Source organism: Cyanothece sp. BG0011, from assembly GCF_003013815.1.
In the GTDB taxonomy this organism is placed as follows: domain Bacteria; phylum Cyanobacteriota; class Cyanobacteriia; order Cyanobacteriales; family Microcystaceae; genus Crocosphaera.
The window spans coordinates 66,464-84,055 of the sequence record NZ_PRLH01000046.1; the positions used below are offsets into that span (position 1 = coordinate 66,464).

Here is a 17,592-nt window from a genome sequence, read left to right on the forward strand (position 1 = left end):
ATTTTAAAAACCTATTTGATAACTATAGAATGGAAATGAAGATTTTTATATTTTATGACGACTTTTGGAGAGAGGCTAACAGAAAAAATGGAACATTTAGTAGAATTTTCAACAAAAGTAAGACAAGGTATGATTGACATACCAGAAGAATACCAACATGAACTTAAAGAAGGAAGTCAAGTTTTTGTTATTATTAAATCTGTTCATGAGAAAAGTAAAACGACAAGATTAATGGATAAATTAGCAGAAAATCCTATTAGCGTAAAAGGGAAAAGAAAACTGACAAGAGAGGAAATTCATGAAAGATAACCATGAGTGAACCGAAAATATTTATTGATTCTAATATTTAGTTATACCGTTTTCTTGAGGATCAAGATACCGATCCTCAAGAAGATGCCAGAAAACGTAAAATAGCAGTGGCATTAACCAATTCTAAAGGTATTGTAGTTAGTACACAAGTAATAAATGAAGTTTGCTCTGTATTCAGAAGATATGCAAGATGGATTAATCATTGAGGAGCAATTGACGATTATTAATCCATTTAAGGTCAATTGATATCATAGTAAAAAATTGCTTTTTAGGTAGAAAATATGGTTATCCCTACAAAAAATATTAAATTTTATAACAAACCTTGACTTATCCCCCCCCTTTGTGGTGTAGTTCGGCCTGACATAATTAATTCCTTGCACACTGAGGAGTGAACAATGAATACAAAATACGCTTTAACAGCGATCGCAACAACAGCTTTATCATTAACTGTTGTTGATGTAGCTCATGCTGCTACTTTCAACTTCTCCTTTAGTGGTGATGATGGTCCAGTTCTCGGTACTGTAATGGGTACTATAGAACTACCTGATGCTGCCTTGACCACTGATGGTAATTATCAGGCAACTTCCGTTATTGTTACTTCTGCACCCACAGAATTAGGCTATTCTTTCCCTTTAGATGTGCTTAACGGAGTGGTTTCGGTTACTGACAATAGCTTTAATGTTATCAATGGTCTGATTGTAGACAGCACTTTTCAAAGTCAAATTACTGGTAATGCTCTATTCGCTCTCAGTGCCGATGTTACCGGTAATAGTTACTTAACTGATATCGGGAATGAATTCACCTTCATAGAGAATACTGGTGTATTAGATAATCTTAGCTCAACTCTCCGTTTTTCTTCTGCAACTGCAACTGTTCCTGAACCGGCTTCTGTACTAGGACTATTAAGTCTGGGTGCATTGGGTTTAGGTTTAAAAGGCAAAAAGAAAGCATAAATTAGTTTAATTTTTTAATAAACCTTTGTAGGGGCTTAATAATATTAAGCCCTTATTAATCATTATTAGCTAAAATTAAAACTAGGGCAATTTCTGAGGTAAAGTAAAGCGATGACAGCAGTAATTTTAAACTTAGATACGGTTAATCTAACGGATGAACAATTTTACCGTCTTTGTCAAGTTAACCAAGATTGGCAACTAGAAAGAACCGCAAAAGGAGAATTAATGGTTATGCCACCGGTTGGGGGAATTAGTGGTAATAGAGAAGCAGATTTTATCATTGACTTAGGACTGTGGAATCGTCAAACTAGACTGGGAAAAGTGTTTAGTTCTTCGACTATTTTTCGCTTACCAAAAGGTGGAGATAGATCACCTGATGCTGCTTGGATAAGTTTAAAGCGTTGGCAATCATTAAGTCGAGAAGAACAAGAAAAATTTCCCCCTATTTGTCCTGATTTTGTTATAGAATTGCGTTCTCGTACGGATTCACTTGAAACCCTTCAAGAGAAGATGCAAGAATATCTTAATAGTGGATTACAGTTAGGTTGGTTAATTAATCCTCAACAACAACAAGCAGAAATTTATCGTCAAAATCAACCTGTAGAAATGAAAACCTTACCAACAGATTTAAGTGGACAAGAAGTATTACCAGGATTTAGTTTATCTTTGTCTTGTTTTGAATAAATACCTGAATTAAGAATAGAGACTAAAAACATCATGAATAAAATCTGACCTGAAAATTTAAAATAGCTTAATGGTGAGTAAAGTTAACCATTGACTTTATTTAAAAATCATCGTATTATGAGCTTAGTAAATATCAATACATCTAGCTAAAGTTAGGGTATATATGGCTATTTATTGAATTTCAGAACTCGTCTAAAAATGGTAATTAAGCGAGATTGAAATTCTTGAAATGTAAATCCTTTTCAGGAACAAATCATGGCCAAAACGAAGAATTCTGTCCCTAGCTTTTTAAGAGATGCTTTTGAGTCCTATGCTCAATATACAGCCGAACAAAAGCAAGATGCTCAACAACGAGCATTAAAATGGTTGCAAACTCATATTGAATCTGACTTACCGGATAAAAGCATTCTGACTCAATTTGCACGAAAATGGCGTACTGGCAGCAATGCACCCTCTGAAGCGGATGACTCTAATCTAAATTGGGCAAATTTACCCAGTTCTTATAAAGGAAATAAGTCAATTAATTCTCATCAAGAAGAAGCACTTAAGTTTTTAGAAGAAACCATTCCTCAAGAACTGCAAGATGACTTTAAAACCAGGTGGGAAGTCAAAACAAAATTAAAAGTTTCTAATGCTTCTGGAACCCCTTTCAAAGTGGATGAAACGGATCTAAAAGTTCTACAAGAAAATGACCCTAATGGTGAGGGTAAAAAATGGTATCAAGTAAATAAAGGGGATGTTTATTATCTTCTTTCTAGTGAAGAAAAAGACGATCATTACCTCATTGTCACAACTGAAGAAATTGGTTCAGAAGATCGCAATACTTGGTATGTTTCCAAGGAAGATGTTAATATCTCTGGTGTTTAATCAGTTATCTTAGTAAGAATTGGGAAACAAGAAATAAATGACCCTGACTTGTAATCAGTCGGGGTTTTATTATTATTTTTCATCGTTTATGGTAGATTGCTTCGGGGTGTTTTTAGCCACAATCAAAGCTTACTGTTTATATCACCCCTCGCAATGACAAATTAAATAAATGCAAAGATTTGTTAAGCTATAAGGAATCAGGGAATATTACAACCACCATAAACTGTATGGTTACTCAAAAGCGCGTTAACGTAACATTAGTATTAGTCAGTTTTTTAATGTTAGGATCAGGAGGATGTAACATCGTCTCTGATAGTGAAGCAAAAGAAGAAGAAACCGCCAATTTTGAAGAAAGAACCCCATCCGTTGATGTAGCGATCGCCCGTACCGACTCCATCCGAGATCCCATTGAATATATCGGAACCACCCAACCGGTGCAAACCGTCGCCTTGCGATCGCAGGTAGAAGGACAATTATTAAGATTAACCGCAGATGTGGGCGATCGCGTGACCCAAGGGCAATTATTAGCCGAATTAGATGATAGTTTATTACAAGCAGAAGTGAGTAGAGCAGAGGCCGAGTTAGCTTCCCTAAACTCAGAAGTGATCAGCGCCCAAGGAGAGGTAAAATCCGCTATTTCTGCCGTAGCATCGGCAAAAGTCGAAGTTGAACAGGCGAAAAACGATGTTGAACGATTAAAAGAACTCTATGAAGAAGGGGCGATCGCCTTACGAGAGGTAGAATTAGCCCGTACCGCTTATCTTACCGCACAGCAAACCCTATCAGCAGCCCAATCTGAGGTTAATGTGCGTCAATCTGCCGTAGAAGCAGCCAAAGGGCGGGTTATTGCCCAACAATCCTTAATTCAACAAGAACAAGAAAGATTATCCTATACTCGTCTTAATTCTCCGATTACGGGATATGTCTTGCAACGGGTGATAGAAACGGGAAATTTAGTGCAACCAGGCAGCGAAATCTTGCGGTTAGGGGACTTTAGTCAAGTTAAGGTGGTGGTTCCCGTTTCCGAGTTAGATTTAGCTAATATTCGCGTCGGTCAGTCGGTGAGAGTGCGTTTAGATGCCTTTCCCCGTGACAGCTTTGTGGGACGAGTTAGTAATATTTCTCCTGCAGCCGATCCCACCAGTCGGCAGGTTCCTATCGAGGTTATTTTAGCTAATCCTGAGCAGAAAATCAGCAGTGGGTTGTTAGCAAGGGTTAGTTTTGGTCAAACCGGTGGTCAACCTGTTGTTATTCCTGAAACGGCGTTGCAGGGTACGACAGGGGACGAGGAACGGTGTTTGTGGTGACAGGAGATAAGGATAATGCAACGGTAAACGAGAGAATGGTGAGGTTAGGGGAAAGAATTGATGGCCAGGTGGAAGTTTTAGGGGGTTTGCGGCCAGGGGAACGGTATGTGTCTAGGAGTAGCGATACTTTAAAGGATAATCAGTCTGTAAACTTGAGTGTTTTGTCTGAGTAAGTTATCAGTGAACAGTGATCAGTGACCAGTGAACAGTGATCAGTTATCAGTGAGTATCTTTAATTATCATTCTGAGGTAAAAAAGGAATCTCAACTAATCCACGCACCTCGGCAAATGGCTGAAACCCTGATTATTGCGTCGACCTGCGTGGGAGCCTTATGTAGAAAGGATTTGAGGGTTATCAATTGTGAAATTTTTCTGGTTGTATTATAGTGATTACAGGGGGTGCGTGGATTTGTGCCTCGAAACCCTCATTATGTCTGGCTCGTCAGACGAACTCTCTCCTTAACCAGGAGAAATTAGTTGAATGGAAACATGGCATTCTGAAGCGTTCCAATTGTCAAGGTGAAACTCTCCTTAACCAGGAGAAATTAGTTGAATACAAACACAAGTTTTAGCCGTAGAAATTCTATGGCTAATCTTTTTTTATGGTTTTTTATGAGAGGGTTTAGAAAATTTTTAAATGTTATATATAATGTGACGTATTATAATTAGAATTTTAATGAGATTCCTGGTTTCTCAGAATGACAATTAAAGATATACAAAACGTCAAACACAAATTTTTATGTAGCTATATCTAATTAACGAGGTAGGTTAAGTAAATTAGGAAAAACTAACTTAATGATTCCAGTGATAAACGCTAAAATAAAGCCAACAGCAACAGAACGATTGATAAATTCTTGAGAGTCTAACCGTTTACTAATCCCTTTAACTTCTGCATCAAGGGTTTTAATATCTCCTTTTACTGATTCTATAGCGACTCTAGTTTCTGTTCTAAAATCACTAACATCTTTCTGCAAAGTATCTATTTTTTGATTAACTTCTTTGATGCTATCTTTAATCTCTCCGAGGACTTCCTCTAAGGAGTAAGTTACTGTAATAGGTTTCTGACTCATCGGCTATACTTTTAACTATCTACTGTTTTTCTGATGCCTTCTTTCATTGTAATACAAAAGAATAAAATATGCGTTTAACCATTCCTGATAATATTATTCAATCAAGTCGTCATAAGCTTAAGGATTACAAAAATTACAATACATGGGATCAGCATATTTGATATTATTGGGATAATCTCTATTTTCTTGATAATTACACTTTTGACATTGATAAATTTCTGATTTAATTAAATCAGTGGGAAAATGACACATCTCACAGGGTAAACCTGGTTTAGTTTCTATAATATCAAATCCAGGAAACTCACAATTAGGACAAGTATTAAGTATTTTTTTTATTAAAGTTTCAGTAGTTTTAGCAATGACTTTCATGCGAGTCGGATTATACATTGCCCTCATATCTGTTTCAATATGGGCTTTATTTTCAGGAGAAGAGTTAAGGGCTATTTCAACAGCATCAATTAACTCTTTTTTGTTAGTAATTCCTTTAAAAATCTTATCGCTTTTTTCGGGTTCAGCCCTTGACATAACCACTAAACCATGCTCAGGAAAACCAATTTTTTCAGCAAAAGATAAGGCTTCTTCTACCGTTTGAATAGAGGCGTGAGAATGATTAGTTTCAAAGGATAATTCTGTGGCGATAATTTCAATGTCGTTGAAGGTATCAAGTAACAAAACTAATTCTCTATTACAGCTAACAAAGGGAATACTCGGATGAGGAAAAAAGCTACCTTCGCTAGTAATAGCAAGGGTTTCTCCTGTGATTTCTAAGGCTTTTTGTGCCTTAAAACGAGCTGCTTCGGTTTGATTTCCTAAACGTTTTATTTCTCTGGTAAATGTACCAAATTGATCGGTATTGAAGTTATCAGGGACAACTATTTTCATTTGTATCTTTTCTTCTAAAAGGGAAGCCATGACTTCTTCTTTTTTGTGCATTGTTGCTAAAATACAAACTCTATTTTTAAACCATGATTTTTCTTTATTCATAAGCATTGAATTGCTTCTAATTTAAAGTAGTATTTATAAAGTAGGGTTGATTAGCATAGTGTAATACACAAAATAATTTATGATGGTGCATTACGGCTTAAATAAAGTATAGCAACTACTTAGAAAATTATAGTTTGCCTAATGCACCCTACTTGACGTTTTAGTTGCTAAAGTTTATCTTTACTGGTGATTTTTTGGTAACTAATTTTATCTATTTTTTCAGGTTCTACAGAAATGGATAAATCAGTTTTTTGGCATTTCTTTTTACTGCTTCCTAGACTAAAGATATCATGAAGCAAGATGTAAAAACAAGGAATAATAAATAGGGTTAATAACGTCGCTAAAGATAACCCAGAAAACACAACAATACCCAACGGTTGTAAAAATTCACCCCCTTCTCCTCCTCCTATTGCTAATGGTAACATACCTAAAACTGTGGTGATGGTTGTCATCAAAATAGGGCGTAATCTTTGGGGGGCAGCTTGAATGATTGCTTTTCGGCGGTCGCAATTTTTTTCGAGTCTAATTTGATTCGCTAATTCTATCATCACAATGGCATTATTAACAACAATACCCACTAATAAAATTGCCCCGACAACTACCGTTGCACCAATAGCAGTTTGAGTCACATATAATCCTAAAATACCCCCACATAAGGCCAATGGAAGGGTTAACATAATCACTAAAGGGTCCACTAAAGAGTTATATTGGACTGCCATAACAACAAAGACTAAAAAGGCAGCTAATGCGCCTAAAATAAGCAAAGCAGATTGTAATTCTTTGCTACTTTGTTCAGCATAACTCGGTAAAACTCTTACCCCTTCTGGCAAGTCTATACTATCTAAAATTGCTTTCATTTCTTCTAATGCGGGTCCTAAGGTGGCCCCTTCGGTTAAATCTCCTTCGATTATGAATACCTGACGCTGATTAATTCGTTGAATTTCGGCAGGAGCTTTTCCTTTCTCTATGGTTGCTACATCTCCTAAGCGAATTTGACGATTTCCTTCGGTAAATAAGGGAATATCCTTTAATTCAGAGGGACTATTAATGACACTGCTATCTAATTGAACTCGAATATCTACGAGACGATTTTCCCTTTGTAAGCGAGTTGCGACAATACCCTGGATAGCAGTTTCAAGGGAATCTTGAATATCAGCAATATTTAAACCAAAAGCAGCTAAACGCTCTATATCTGGTCGTATTTGCACTTCAGGTTGACGAGGATCGCCATCAGGACTAAATTTTGCTAAGGTTGCTTTTTCTCCTAATACTTTTAAAACGCTTTCTCCTGCTGATTCTAAACTATTTTGCTCGTTACCTTGCAAAATTAAATCGATATCGGCACGTCTAACAGGGGAGTTATTTAAACTTATCCCTCGCACCCCATCAGGAAATATTCTTAACCGAATATCAACTAAATTTAATTGATCAAATTTTTCACTAACTTTAGTAATGTAAGCTTCGATATCTGTTCCAGGTTTTAGGGTAATATTCCCCGAACCTCTTAACACATTTTCAGTGGTATTAGAACCAAATAAGAAGCCCCCCGATGTCGTAAAAAGAAACTTAGTTTCTGGTTGTTGCAGTATAATATCTTCTGTTATTTTCATTACCTTGCGATTGGTTTCTAGGGAAGTATTAGGGGGGAAGATAGCAAAGAACTGTGCTTGCCCTGTATTGATTTTCGGTAAAATCTCTTGGGGTATTTGTTGGGCTAAATTTAAACTACTTCCTCCCAAAGCGACAAAAGCAAGAATAACCACTAACCAACGCAGCTTAATTAGTTTTGACAGTAACCAACCATATCCTTTTGTTAATTGTTTAAATCCTTGATTAAACCAGTATAAAGGCCAAAATTTATGTAACCCACTTGACCAACGAATGGCTAATAATCTTGAGGTTAACATAGGGACAACGGTTAACGCGACTAAAATAGAAGCAGCCACAGCAAAACTAATAGTCAAAATTAATTCATTAAATAGTAGTGAAATAAATCCCCCAATCATCAAAAATGGTATTACAGCTACTAAGTTTGTGCTGGTAGAGGCTATTAAAGCAGATTCTACCGTTTGACTACTATTGATTGATTTATTGATTAACTCTTGAGAATTTAACTTACTTTTGCTCTTTTTACCTGGAGTAACGCCCACACCATCGGCAATGGTTTCTAACATAACAATGGAGTTGTCTACCACAATACCTACCCCTAATGCTAATCCTCCTAAACTAAAAACATTGAGAGATAAGCCAAACAGTTTCATTAAAATAACTGCTCCTAAAGTAGCTAAAGGAATAGACACAACAATAATAAAAGTCTGACGCAATGATCCTAAAAATAAGAGAACCGCTAAGGCAGCTAACCCCGTACCAATTAATCCAGAATTAATTACATTTTGGATAGAATTTTCAATAAAAATTGACTCATCTAAGGTCGTCATCAAAGTCATATCATCAGTAATAATATCACTCTCGGTTAAAGTTTTAATCTTTTCTTTTACCCTATCAACCACTTCAATGGTATTAGCATCAGGTTGTTTTTGAACACTCAGTTTAACCGCAGGGGTTCCATTTAAAGAGACAAATATTCTTTGGTCTTCTGTCCCATCAATTACCTCAGCAAAATCTCGTAAATAAACCCGTTGTGATAAACCATTTACATCATTATTATTCACCGCAAAAGATAAATTACGAATTTCTTCGGCTGTTTGAAATCGTCCCACTGCACGGGTTAAGGGTTCACTATTTTCTCCTAATAAACGGCCACCTGCTACGTCTTGATTTCTTTCTTCCAACTCATCTAAAACATCCCCTAAACCTACCCCTAAAGCTTGCAGGCGATCTAAATCAATATTAACTTTAACTTCCTCTTCAACCCCTCCCGAAACATCCACAGAAGCTACCCCAGGAATAACCGTTAATTCTCTGGCTAATTCTTCATCGGCAAACACCCTTAAATCTACATCTTTTTTAATCGATGAAGTTAAGGCAAACTCGTATACTGGTAACTGAGATGGGTCATATTTAAACAGACGAGGGGGTTCTAAATTATCGGGTAAATTATTACTCGCGCGGTTTAACGCTGCTGTGGCATCATTTAAGGATTGATCAATATCCCCACCTACTTTAAAATAAAGGTCTAACCTCACACGATTTTCACGGGTTTGGGAATAAACCATTTCTACTCCTTCCGTTGCTGATAAGGCTTGTTCGAGAGGTCTCGTAATTTCATCAATGGCAACTTCTGGGGCAATACCTGGGGTTTCAATACGCACACCAATGCGAGGATACGTAATAGAAGGAAGTAAGTCAACCTGAATAGTGGTAACAAAAAAGATCCCCACTATCATCACCGCTAAAGTTAACATTAAAGTGCCAATATGTTGACGAATAGCTAAACCGCTAATACCAAGACGTGATGGTTTAAATTTAGAGTTCATAAGGTAAAAAATGTGAGAAAATTAGTCTTTAAAAATGCAGTTGACTAATCCTTTTCAAGGCTGTCAATCTAGATAAAAATATTATGGTATAATTATAACAGCATACTTAAAAATTGTATGGTTAAGAAGAAATCAAAAAAATGCTCACTTAAGAATAATGATAGCAGCGAAAGAGCAATTTCCCAGATTAACCCCTGAAGAATATTTTATTTGGGAAGAAAAACAACTAGAGAAACATGAATATATTAATGGTCAAATTTATGCCATGACTGGTGGTACAGTTAATCATGGTCGCATAGCTATCCGTTTCACGGCTATGTTTGAGGCACAGTTAAACAATACTAATTGTATTATAGGTAATTCTGATATAAAAGTAAAAATGGTTAACGCCCATAATTATAGTTATCCAGATGCTAGTGTTACTTGTGATGAAAGAGATAAAAACACCCCTAACTATATTACTTATCCCTGCTTAATTGTTGAAGTTTTATCAGATAGTACAGAAGCTTATGACAGAGGTCAAAAATTTAGGATGTATCGTCAAAACCCTATTTTACAAGATTATTTATTAGTTAGTTCCACCCGTATTGAAATCGACTTATACCATAAAATGATGCAGGAGAATGGCTTATTATTAATTACCAGCAAGGTGACATTATAGAACTTAAAAGTATAAATTTAAGTTTTCCTATAGAGGAAGTTTACCGTAATCTTTCACTTAACTAAAATAACCCCTATTGCCACCCCCTCTAACCCCTCCTTTTGTGAGGGGGAAAACCCTTGCCTATTCCCCGTTCCCTGATCAACAAAAAACCCCGACATATCGCCGAGGTATTCTAGGAGAACTCAATATCAATGGGAGATACCGAAATCACACGATTTTAGATCGCAAACAAAGCCCCTGTAAATTAAGATTTTGTTTACTGTCCCTGTATTAAGTAATGTAACAAAAATGTTAAATATTGTCAAGAAAGTCTTGACAAAAAGCTTTTTGAGTTAACAGAGGAGCCATTTTGTCGTTATGATATTGATCTGGGTCACCAAAAATGTGTATGATTGCATATTGCTTCATAACTCAACTTAAGGGTCTTGAGATCAATCAAGACTAATTCTATTGTTGTGCCGTTCAACCACAAACTTTTTAAGATATACATACTGATTGAGTCAGCCCTGTTTCCCGTTGCTTATGTCTCCCTAAATGTAACGACTGAGAGATTACATTAAACCATTTTCGTCAAGAAAAGATGAAAATCAATCGTTTTTCTTATTGTTGAGAACCATCAAACATGAAACCAGCACAAGATACAAGATTCGACTATGTAAAAATTGGATTAGCTTCTCCCGAACGGGTTCGCCAATGGGGAGAAAGAACCCTTCCCAATGGGGTAGTGGTCGGAGAAGTGACCAAACCCGAAACCATCAACTACAGGACATTAAAGCCGGAGATGGACGGACTCTTTTGTGAGAGAATTTTTGGTCCGTCGAAAGACTGGGAATGTTGGTGTGGTAAGTATAAACGGGTTCGTCACCGGGGTATTGTTTGCGAACGGTGTGGGGTAGAAGTTACCGAGTCCCGTGTCCGTCGTCATCGCATGGGTTATATTAAATTAGCCGCCCCTGTGACTCATGTGTGGTATCTCAAAGGGATTCCCAGTTACATGAGTATTTTACTGGATATGGCTTTACGGGACGTAGAACAAATCGTTTACTTTAACGCCTATGTGGTCTTAGATCCAGGAAATGCCAGTAATTTAAGTTATAAGCAACTCTTAACCGAAGATCAATGGATTGAAATCGAAGATCAGATTTATGCCGAAGATTCCGACTTATATGGCATAGAAGTGGGGATTGGTGCAGAAGCCATTCAACGGTTACTGCAAGAAATGAACCTAGACGAGATTGCTGAAACGTTACGGGAAGAAATCGCCCAAAGTAAAGGACAAAAGCGGGCCAAACTGATTAAACGCTTACGGGTGATTGATAACTTTATCGCCACCGGGTCATTACCGGAATGGATGGTCTTAGATGTTATCCCCGTCATTCCCCCGGATTTACGTCCCATGGTACAGTTAGACGGCGGTCGTTTTGCCACCTCAGACCTCAATGACCTCTATCGACGGGTGATTAACCGTAATAACCGTTTAGCCCGTTTACAGGAGATTCTCGCGCCGGAAATCATTGTCCGTAACGAAAAACGGATGCTACAAGAGGCGGTAGATGCTCTAATTGATAATGGAAGACGGGGCCGGACGGTGGTTGGGGCTAATAATCGTCCCTTAAAATCCTTATCCGATATTATTGAAGGGAAACAAGGACGTTTTCGTCAAAACCTCTTAGGAAAACGGGTGGACTATTCTGGTCGTTCGGTGATCGTCGTCGGTCCCAAACTGAAGATTTATCAATGTGGTCTCCCCCGTGAAATGGCGATCGAGTTATTCCAACCCTTCGTGATTCATCGTCTCATTCGCTTAGGGTTAGTTAATAATATTAAAGCGGCTAAAAAGCTGATTATTAAAGGAGATCCCAGTGTTTGGAACGTCCTAGAAGAAGTGATTACCGGACACCCTGTCTTGCTGAACCGCGCCCCAACGTTACACCGTTTAGGGATTCAAGCCTTTGAACCGATTTTAGTGGAAGGCCGCGCCATTCAGTTACATCCCTTGGTTTGTCCGGCCTTTAACGCTGACTTTGACGGGGACCAAATGGCGGTTCACGTACCCCTATCTTTAGAGTCCCAAGCAGAAGCGAGACTGTTGATGTTAGCCTGTCATAATATCCTCTCTCCTGCAACTGGTAAGCCCATTGTTGCCCCCTCTCAGGATATGGTCTTAGGCTGTTATTATTTAACCGCAGAAAATCCGCAATCCCAAAAAGGAAGTGGTCGTTATTTTGGTAATATTAACGACGCGGTTAAAGCCTTTGAACATGGACTGGTTGACTTACACGCCTATGTCTGGTTACGTTCAGAAGACCCCAACGAAGAAGTGGTGACAGACCAACCAGATCATGAAGTCCTCAAAACAGAAACCCTAGAAGATGGTAGTGTGATTAAACATTATCGAGAACGTCGCGTTAGGGAAATCGACGGTGAGGTGGTTTCTCAATTTATTCGCACCACACCTGGACGGATTATTTACAATAAAACCATCCAAGATGCCCTAACGGTAGCATAAAGAAAAATCAAGATTATTAATAGGTTTGGTAACATTTTTCACGTTTACCAAACCTTTTGTCTTTTCTAAAACTTAATTTTTGTAAGCATTTATCAAACTATTTTTATTATAGAAGATGGCTTAATGTATTTGTCTAATGCTATAGTTCTTTATTTTCTCCTCTAATAATTGATGTGTATTCGATAGTAAACTTGACGATTTAAGAGTTAAAAAATTCTGGGAAGACAATGAATTAAGACAGCCTAACATTAGGTTTTCCCATTCTTTTTGACTGTTGACATTCCAGGCTTCAAATAATTCGGTTTTATCTAATTTATAAAGTCGGTGAAAGATTTGGTTTCGTATTTCACGAGTTTGAGCGAAATTTTGCCAACAATACTCACGGTTAAGGTGAGGCAGTGATGACTTTAATAACTGTTCCAGTTGTTCTCCAAAAAGCTTAAAAGTACCTTGGTTATTAAAATAAGAGTGCCAAGATTTAGATTCAGAAAAATTGACATCTTTGCAGATAGATTTCTTTAAAATAGGTTGATTATTGTTGCCAATTTCAATATGGGGTTTGTAATATTCAATTGCCCATTCAATCATTAAACCCTCTACTGCACGAAAACTATGGAAAAAAGCTTCTGTTATATGACCTTGTTGGAAACGAATAACCCCTAAGTAAGCAACTTCATAAGCTGTCCACCACCATGTTTTTGTTCTTTGTTGATACTTTGAATCAATTGACTGAGCAAATGACTCAAAATCCGCCATATTCCAGTCAATCGCCATTTGTAGATGGTGCCAAATCATCTCAATGGTTTGATCATCTTCATCAGCATTATCTTTATAAGGACACAAAACTTTTTGAACCGCTGCATAATCCCATCGATTTAATAATGATAACGCTTCGGTTTGTTTAAGTTCCCAGAGATAATTGCGACCTTGAAAGGGTTTAGTATATTGAGAAGGAGAACCTAAAAAGTTTTTTTCAGCATCTTGGATAAAATCATAGAAATAAGTAGATTCTCCAAACCGACTTAAAGCGGTAATTCTAGCAGCCTCGGAAGATTGGTTAACCCCTCCTTTAATACATAAAATAATTTTAGTTTCTTCTTTCGTTTCTTGAGCTATTTCTGACCAAATTTGTTTCCACCAAGCAAACATTACCTCAAAATCGGATGGGTTTTCACCGTTTTTTCCTTGTTCAATAATATCCGTAGGAATTTTATATTTTTTTTCTATCCATAACTTGATAAGATGAGCAGAATATAAAGTATCTTTTTCTCTTTGGGTTACAGATTCAGGTTGATTTGTTCCTACTAAATAAATTTTTTTGAGGTTACGATTTTCGTCTTTCAGGAGTTTACCAATAATAATTGGTTGAATAGCATCTTGATGATCAGACCAAGTTTCGACAAGGTATTCGGTTAATAAACGGAAACTACTTCTTTCTAGACCAAGATGATCTTGTACTAAAGCTTGTTCACTTATACTATCTTTGTTCGGAGAACGATCATTACCTAAATTTAGCCATTCATTTTCAGCAATACAAAAAGCTAGGTCACGGGTTCCAATTGTAGCGATAAGAATTGATTTTTTGCGAGCCATAAGAATAATTGAGTAGATTTATTTACGTTTTTTAAAAAGTGATAAATTACCAAAAACTAACAAAGCTTTTTCTTTTTTAAGTTCTTGAGATAACAATTTTCGATCAGGATGATTAGCCCCAAAAATAGTAATAACTTGATAAGGGGTATCATGAAAAGGAAAAATTGACTTAATCCAAACATAGGAAGGCGTTCCTAATTGTCCCCCTACATTCTGATTGCCACCATCTTTACTTTTTCCTTTAAATCGATTATCACTATATAACAAATTTAATGCCGATCCACGTACATTTTCTTTATCTCCTTGAGTATTCCAATTAGTAACTTTATTTGGTGAAATCTGTTGAGGTGATTTGAGTAACCAAATTTGAGCATGACGATCTAAAACATCTTGTTTTCGTTGTTGATAATGACCTGGAGCGCTAACTTTATCAGAAGTTGAAGAATCAATAGATTGAAACTTTTGATGTAAATCATCAATCAAACTTTTCCACTGTTCTTGATTATATTGTAACGGATAATTATTATCAAAAATTTCCCAATGACAGCCACGCATTCTACCATTTAATAAATGTAGAGGACGACGAGACCCTCTCCCAATACCTCCTAAATGAGATGCTAGAATAAGCAGTTGTTTAGTTAAGTCTAAATATTTTTTTTCACTCGCTTCTATGATAATTTTACCATCATAAAAATAAGGATTTTGTTGGCGAGTAGGATTAGTATTAGTGTAAATATTAATTTTACCTAATTGTCCTAACTTACCAAACAGTTCTTCTTCTTTTTCTAAACAAATATTAGGAGGATATAAACTTAATGCGATCGCACGGAACCAATAGCGTAAAATGCCTCTAATGGCAGTTGGTCGAAATTCTGGGGTTCCTGTATATCCATTAGATTTAGCAGGGGGGTTATATCCATACATTCCTTGAGTCCATAACTCAAAATCGAAAGATTGGGAAAAGTTAGCGGTTGTATGAGTTCCTAAACTCCGTCCGTATCCACTACTAACCCGAGAACCGATACCAGTTTTAAGAGCATTTTCTAGCCATTTTTTTACGGTTTCAACCTGTTCTTTATTTCCTTGGGATGTTGGTCTTAAACCTATCAAAACCTGTGGCTTTTCCATTGTTAATAAAGCATGAGGGTTAGGATTATAAAAAACTTCATTGTCTTTCCACTCCCACTGAGGAGTCGCCACGTCAATTCCTAAACAGGGATTAACTGGAAATGCGTCTAAAAATTCAACTTTAGCCGTGATTGTTTTATTGCCTTCAAGTGTGCCTAATAAATTCTCAATCTCTTGATTACCTTGTTTTTTTGCCCAACTTCTTGCTGCACCTTTGAGGGTAGAAGATGGAATATAAGGAATACCAAAAACAGGATGAAATACAGGTAATAATAATTCTAAAAAACCTCGATTTCCTCCGACACGAACTCGCCAATTAAAATTAACTTTAAAGTTAATTCCCTCTTGACCTGATAAATCAATGGTTCGCTGTTCTAGTTTCTGATAAATAGAAGTACATTGACTTTCTGCTTTGACGGCTGCTTCTAGTACAGACTGATAACTTTGCTGTTGATAAATATTCGGTTCAGTTAATACTAAAGCAGTTAATGGTGTTGATGGTTGTTTATTTTTAGTTGTTCGGGATTGAAGCTGAGATGATTGATTAAGAGGTTTATGTACTTGATTAGAAGCTTTACCAACTTGGAAATCAAACCGATTACAATGGGATAATTGACGGGGAAGCTTAGCTTTTAATTTTCCCCATAATCCTCTTGCGGCTTTACAGTTGTTCTCATCGGAAAAATACAGCGTTAGGGTTTTATTTTCACAGCTAATAAAAACTGATTTTTCAAAACATTTACCTAATTTTGAACCTGTTTTTAACTCAGCTTGAATCAAGTCTTGCCAAATTTCTGACTCAGTTTTTCTGCTCATGATTGTTCGGCTTCTCCTAATATTGTAACTGCCCAAAATGACCATTCTCTTGCAAGTTGAATGGCGAGACGGTTTAAACCTGTATAAGATTTTAAGTCCATTTCGATTAAATCACTGGGATTTGTCGGACTAAAAGAACCTTTACTTAATTGTTGTAAAGTTGTTAAAAATGTCTGAATCGCTTGACCTTTATAGCGAGTTTCTGGTGATTTACTCTCAGCATATTTAACACCATCTCCACTGAGACGATGTAATCCCCAAGTGGAAATATAAGCAGCTAAACCTTGAACTGTAGAACTTGCTTTTCCTTTTTGATCAGGGGGTAATTCTTTAGCTAAATCTTGTAACCCTTGGTATGCTTTTCGACTAAAATCACGGGAATCTAACTTTAACATAATTGTCTATCCTTGTTGAGAAATTTCAATAGTTTTGTTTTCTGTCCAACCTCGACCTAAACCTTCTAAACCGCCAAATTGAAGGCGATCATTGAGAATTTGTTTTAAAGATTCACGTACATTGGCTGTTTTACTTTCATCTTTATTTGCTTTTAATCCCCAAGGAAAAAAGAAAATAGTTTCTGAAGGAATGGCTTCTTCTGAGCGAAAAGATCCACCATCAACAATTTTATTCTCATCTAAGGCAATGCGAACTTCTCTTTGTAAACCCATTTCTACAAAAGTGGCACAGTCATCATTAGATAAAATGAGTAACTTATGCTGTAAATCTAAAATTCCACTGCCATCAGGAATATCTTTAAAACAGTCCCAATAATTACTAGGAATTTCCTCCACATCCTGAGTATTTAAAATCGCTCCTTGTAAGTAAATTTCTTCCTTAGAAATAGCACTAACAGCCATTTTATCGTCTTGATTTAATACAGTTGCACAATACTTTATTAACTCAGTTAATTGTTCATTGTTTAGCCATCGATTCCAACGACTTAACCAAAACGGGCAAGTAATCCAAAGAAATTGATGACTCAAACTTGCCACTGGAAACAATAATAAAGTTGCATCAACAAACCAAACTTCTCCTTCAGTGGGTTGATTTCCATTTTTTATTTTTTCCCCGAATAACATTCCTGCTTCTTTTGGGTTTAATAGTTCTAAGGTAGAACGAATTTTTCCTCGAATAGAAGATGAGGGTAAGTAGGGAAATTCTGTTTGGACTTCACGGGCAATTCCCATTAAATTACCAGCTTGTGAACTTGCCCCTGTATGTAAAGGGGTTAAAAGATAGCTATAGGTTAAGTAAGTTGTCATGATAGTTTT

The 17,592-nt window shown here is 36.7% G+C and carries 12 protein-coding genes and 2 pseudogenes; 7 read left to right on the forward strand and 7 right to left on the reverse strand.

What is annotated here, in order from left to right:
* The first annotated feature begins 54 nt into the window (after positions 1-54).
* The 5 genes and pseudogenes from C4E06_RS05805 (at position 55) to C4E06_RS05830 (ending at position 4,293) form a co-directional block, all read left to right on the forward strand.
* Complete coding sequence (locus tag C4E06_RS05805) at positions 55-309, forward strand: hypothetical protein (RefSeq protein WP_107667191.1); 255 nt, start codon at positions 55-57, stop codon at positions 307-309.
* Between the two features lie 395 nt (positions 310-704).
* Positions 705-1,262 (forward strand): PEP-CTERM sorting domain-containing protein, encoded by a 558-nt coding sequence (locus tag C4E06_RS05815; RefSeq protein WP_107667192.1) that lies wholly within the window; start codon positions 705-707, stop codon positions 1,260-1,262.
* 111 nt (positions 1,263-1,373) lie between these two features.
* A complete protein-coding gene (locus C4E06_RS05820) occupies positions 1,374-1,946 on the forward strand; it encodes a Uma2 family endonuclease (protein WP_107667193.1) in 573 nt (190 codons plus the stop codon).
* Between the two features lie 255 nt (positions 1,947-2,201).
* Complete coding sequence (locus tag C4E06_RS05825) at positions 2,202-2,813, forward strand: hypothetical protein (RefSeq protein WP_107667194.1); 612 nt, start codon at positions 2,202-2,204, stop codon at positions 2,811-2,813.
* A gap of 227 nt (positions 2,814-3,040) precedes the next feature.
* Positions 3,041-4,293, forward strand: a pseudogene (locus C4E06_RS05830) (efflux RND transporter periplasmic adaptor subunit).
* 582 nt (positions 4,294-4,875) lie between these two features.
* Here C4E06_RS05830 and C4E06_RS05835 read toward each other — a convergent pair.
* From C4E06_RS05835 to C4E06_RS05845, 3 genes are all read right to left on the reverse strand, one after another.
* Complete coding sequence (locus C4E06_RS05835) at positions 4,876-5,190, reverse strand: hypothetical protein (RefSeq protein ID WP_107667195.1); 315 nt, start codon at positions 5,188-5,190, stop codon at positions 4,876-4,878.
* A 117-nt stretch (positions 5,191-5,307) separates the two neighbouring features.
* Positions 5,308-6,174, reverse strand: coding sequence for a DUF6671 family protein (locus C4E06_RS05840; RefSeq protein ID WP_107667196.1), 867 nt, complete (start codon positions 6,172-6,174; stop codon positions 5,308-5,310).
* A gap of 167 nt (positions 6,175-6,341) precedes the next feature.
* Positions 6,342-9,611, reverse strand: coding sequence for an efflux RND transporter permease subunit (locus C4E06_RS05845; RefSeq protein ID WP_107667197.1), 3,270 nt, complete (start codon positions 9,609-9,611; stop codon positions 6,342-6,344).
* Positions 9,612-9,768: 157 nt separating this feature from the next.
* Between C4E06_RS05845 and C4E06_RS05850 the strand changes: the two are divergent.
* Positions 9,769-10,337 (forward strand): annotated as a pseudogene (locus tag C4E06_RS05850) (Uma2 family endonuclease).
* Between the two features lie 560 nt (positions 10,338-10,897).
* Positions 10,898-12,784: a DNA-directed RNA polymerase subunit gamma gene (locus C4E06_RS05855; protein ID WP_107667198.1), complete on the forward strand. Its 1,887-nt coding sequence runs from the start codon at positions 10,898-10,900 to the stop codon at positions 12,782-12,784.
* Between the two features lie 120 nt (positions 12,785-12,904).
* On the opposite strand, the gene C4E06_RS05860 is transcribed toward C4E06_RS05855, so the two are convergent.
* From C4E06_RS05860 to cmr4, 4 genes are read right to left on the reverse strand one after another with little or no spacing between them, the layout of a single operon-like run.
* Positions 12,905-14,377 carry a hypothetical protein gene (locus C4E06_RS05860; RefSeq protein WP_107667199.1) on the reverse strand — a complete coding sequence of 491 codons (1,473 nt, stop codon included), beginning with the start codon at positions 14,375-14,377 and terminating at the stop codon, positions 12,905-12,907.
* Between the two features lie 18 nt (positions 14,378-14,395).
* Complete coding sequence (locus C4E06_RS05865) at positions 14,396-16,321, reverse strand: RAMP superfamily CRISPR-associated protein (protein ID WP_107667200.1); 1,926 nt, start codon at positions 16,319-16,321, stop codon at positions 14,396-14,398.
* Entirely contained in the window at positions 16,318-16,716 is a 399-nt protein-coding gene (locus C4E06_RS05870; RefSeq protein ID WP_107667201.1) for a hypothetical protein, read from the reverse strand. The genes C4E06_RS05865 and C4E06_RS05870 overlap by 4 nt, the downstream gene beginning before the upstream one ends.
* A 6-nt stretch (positions 16,717-16,722) precedes the next feature.
* On the reverse strand, positions 16,723-17,583 hold the full coding sequence (gene cmr4 / locus C4E06_RS05875) for a type III-B CRISPR module RAMP protein Cmr4 (protein WP_107667202.1): 861 nt from the start codon (positions 17,581-17,583) through the stop codon (positions 16,723-16,725).
* Between the last annotated feature and the right edge of the window lie 9 nt (positions 17,584-17,592).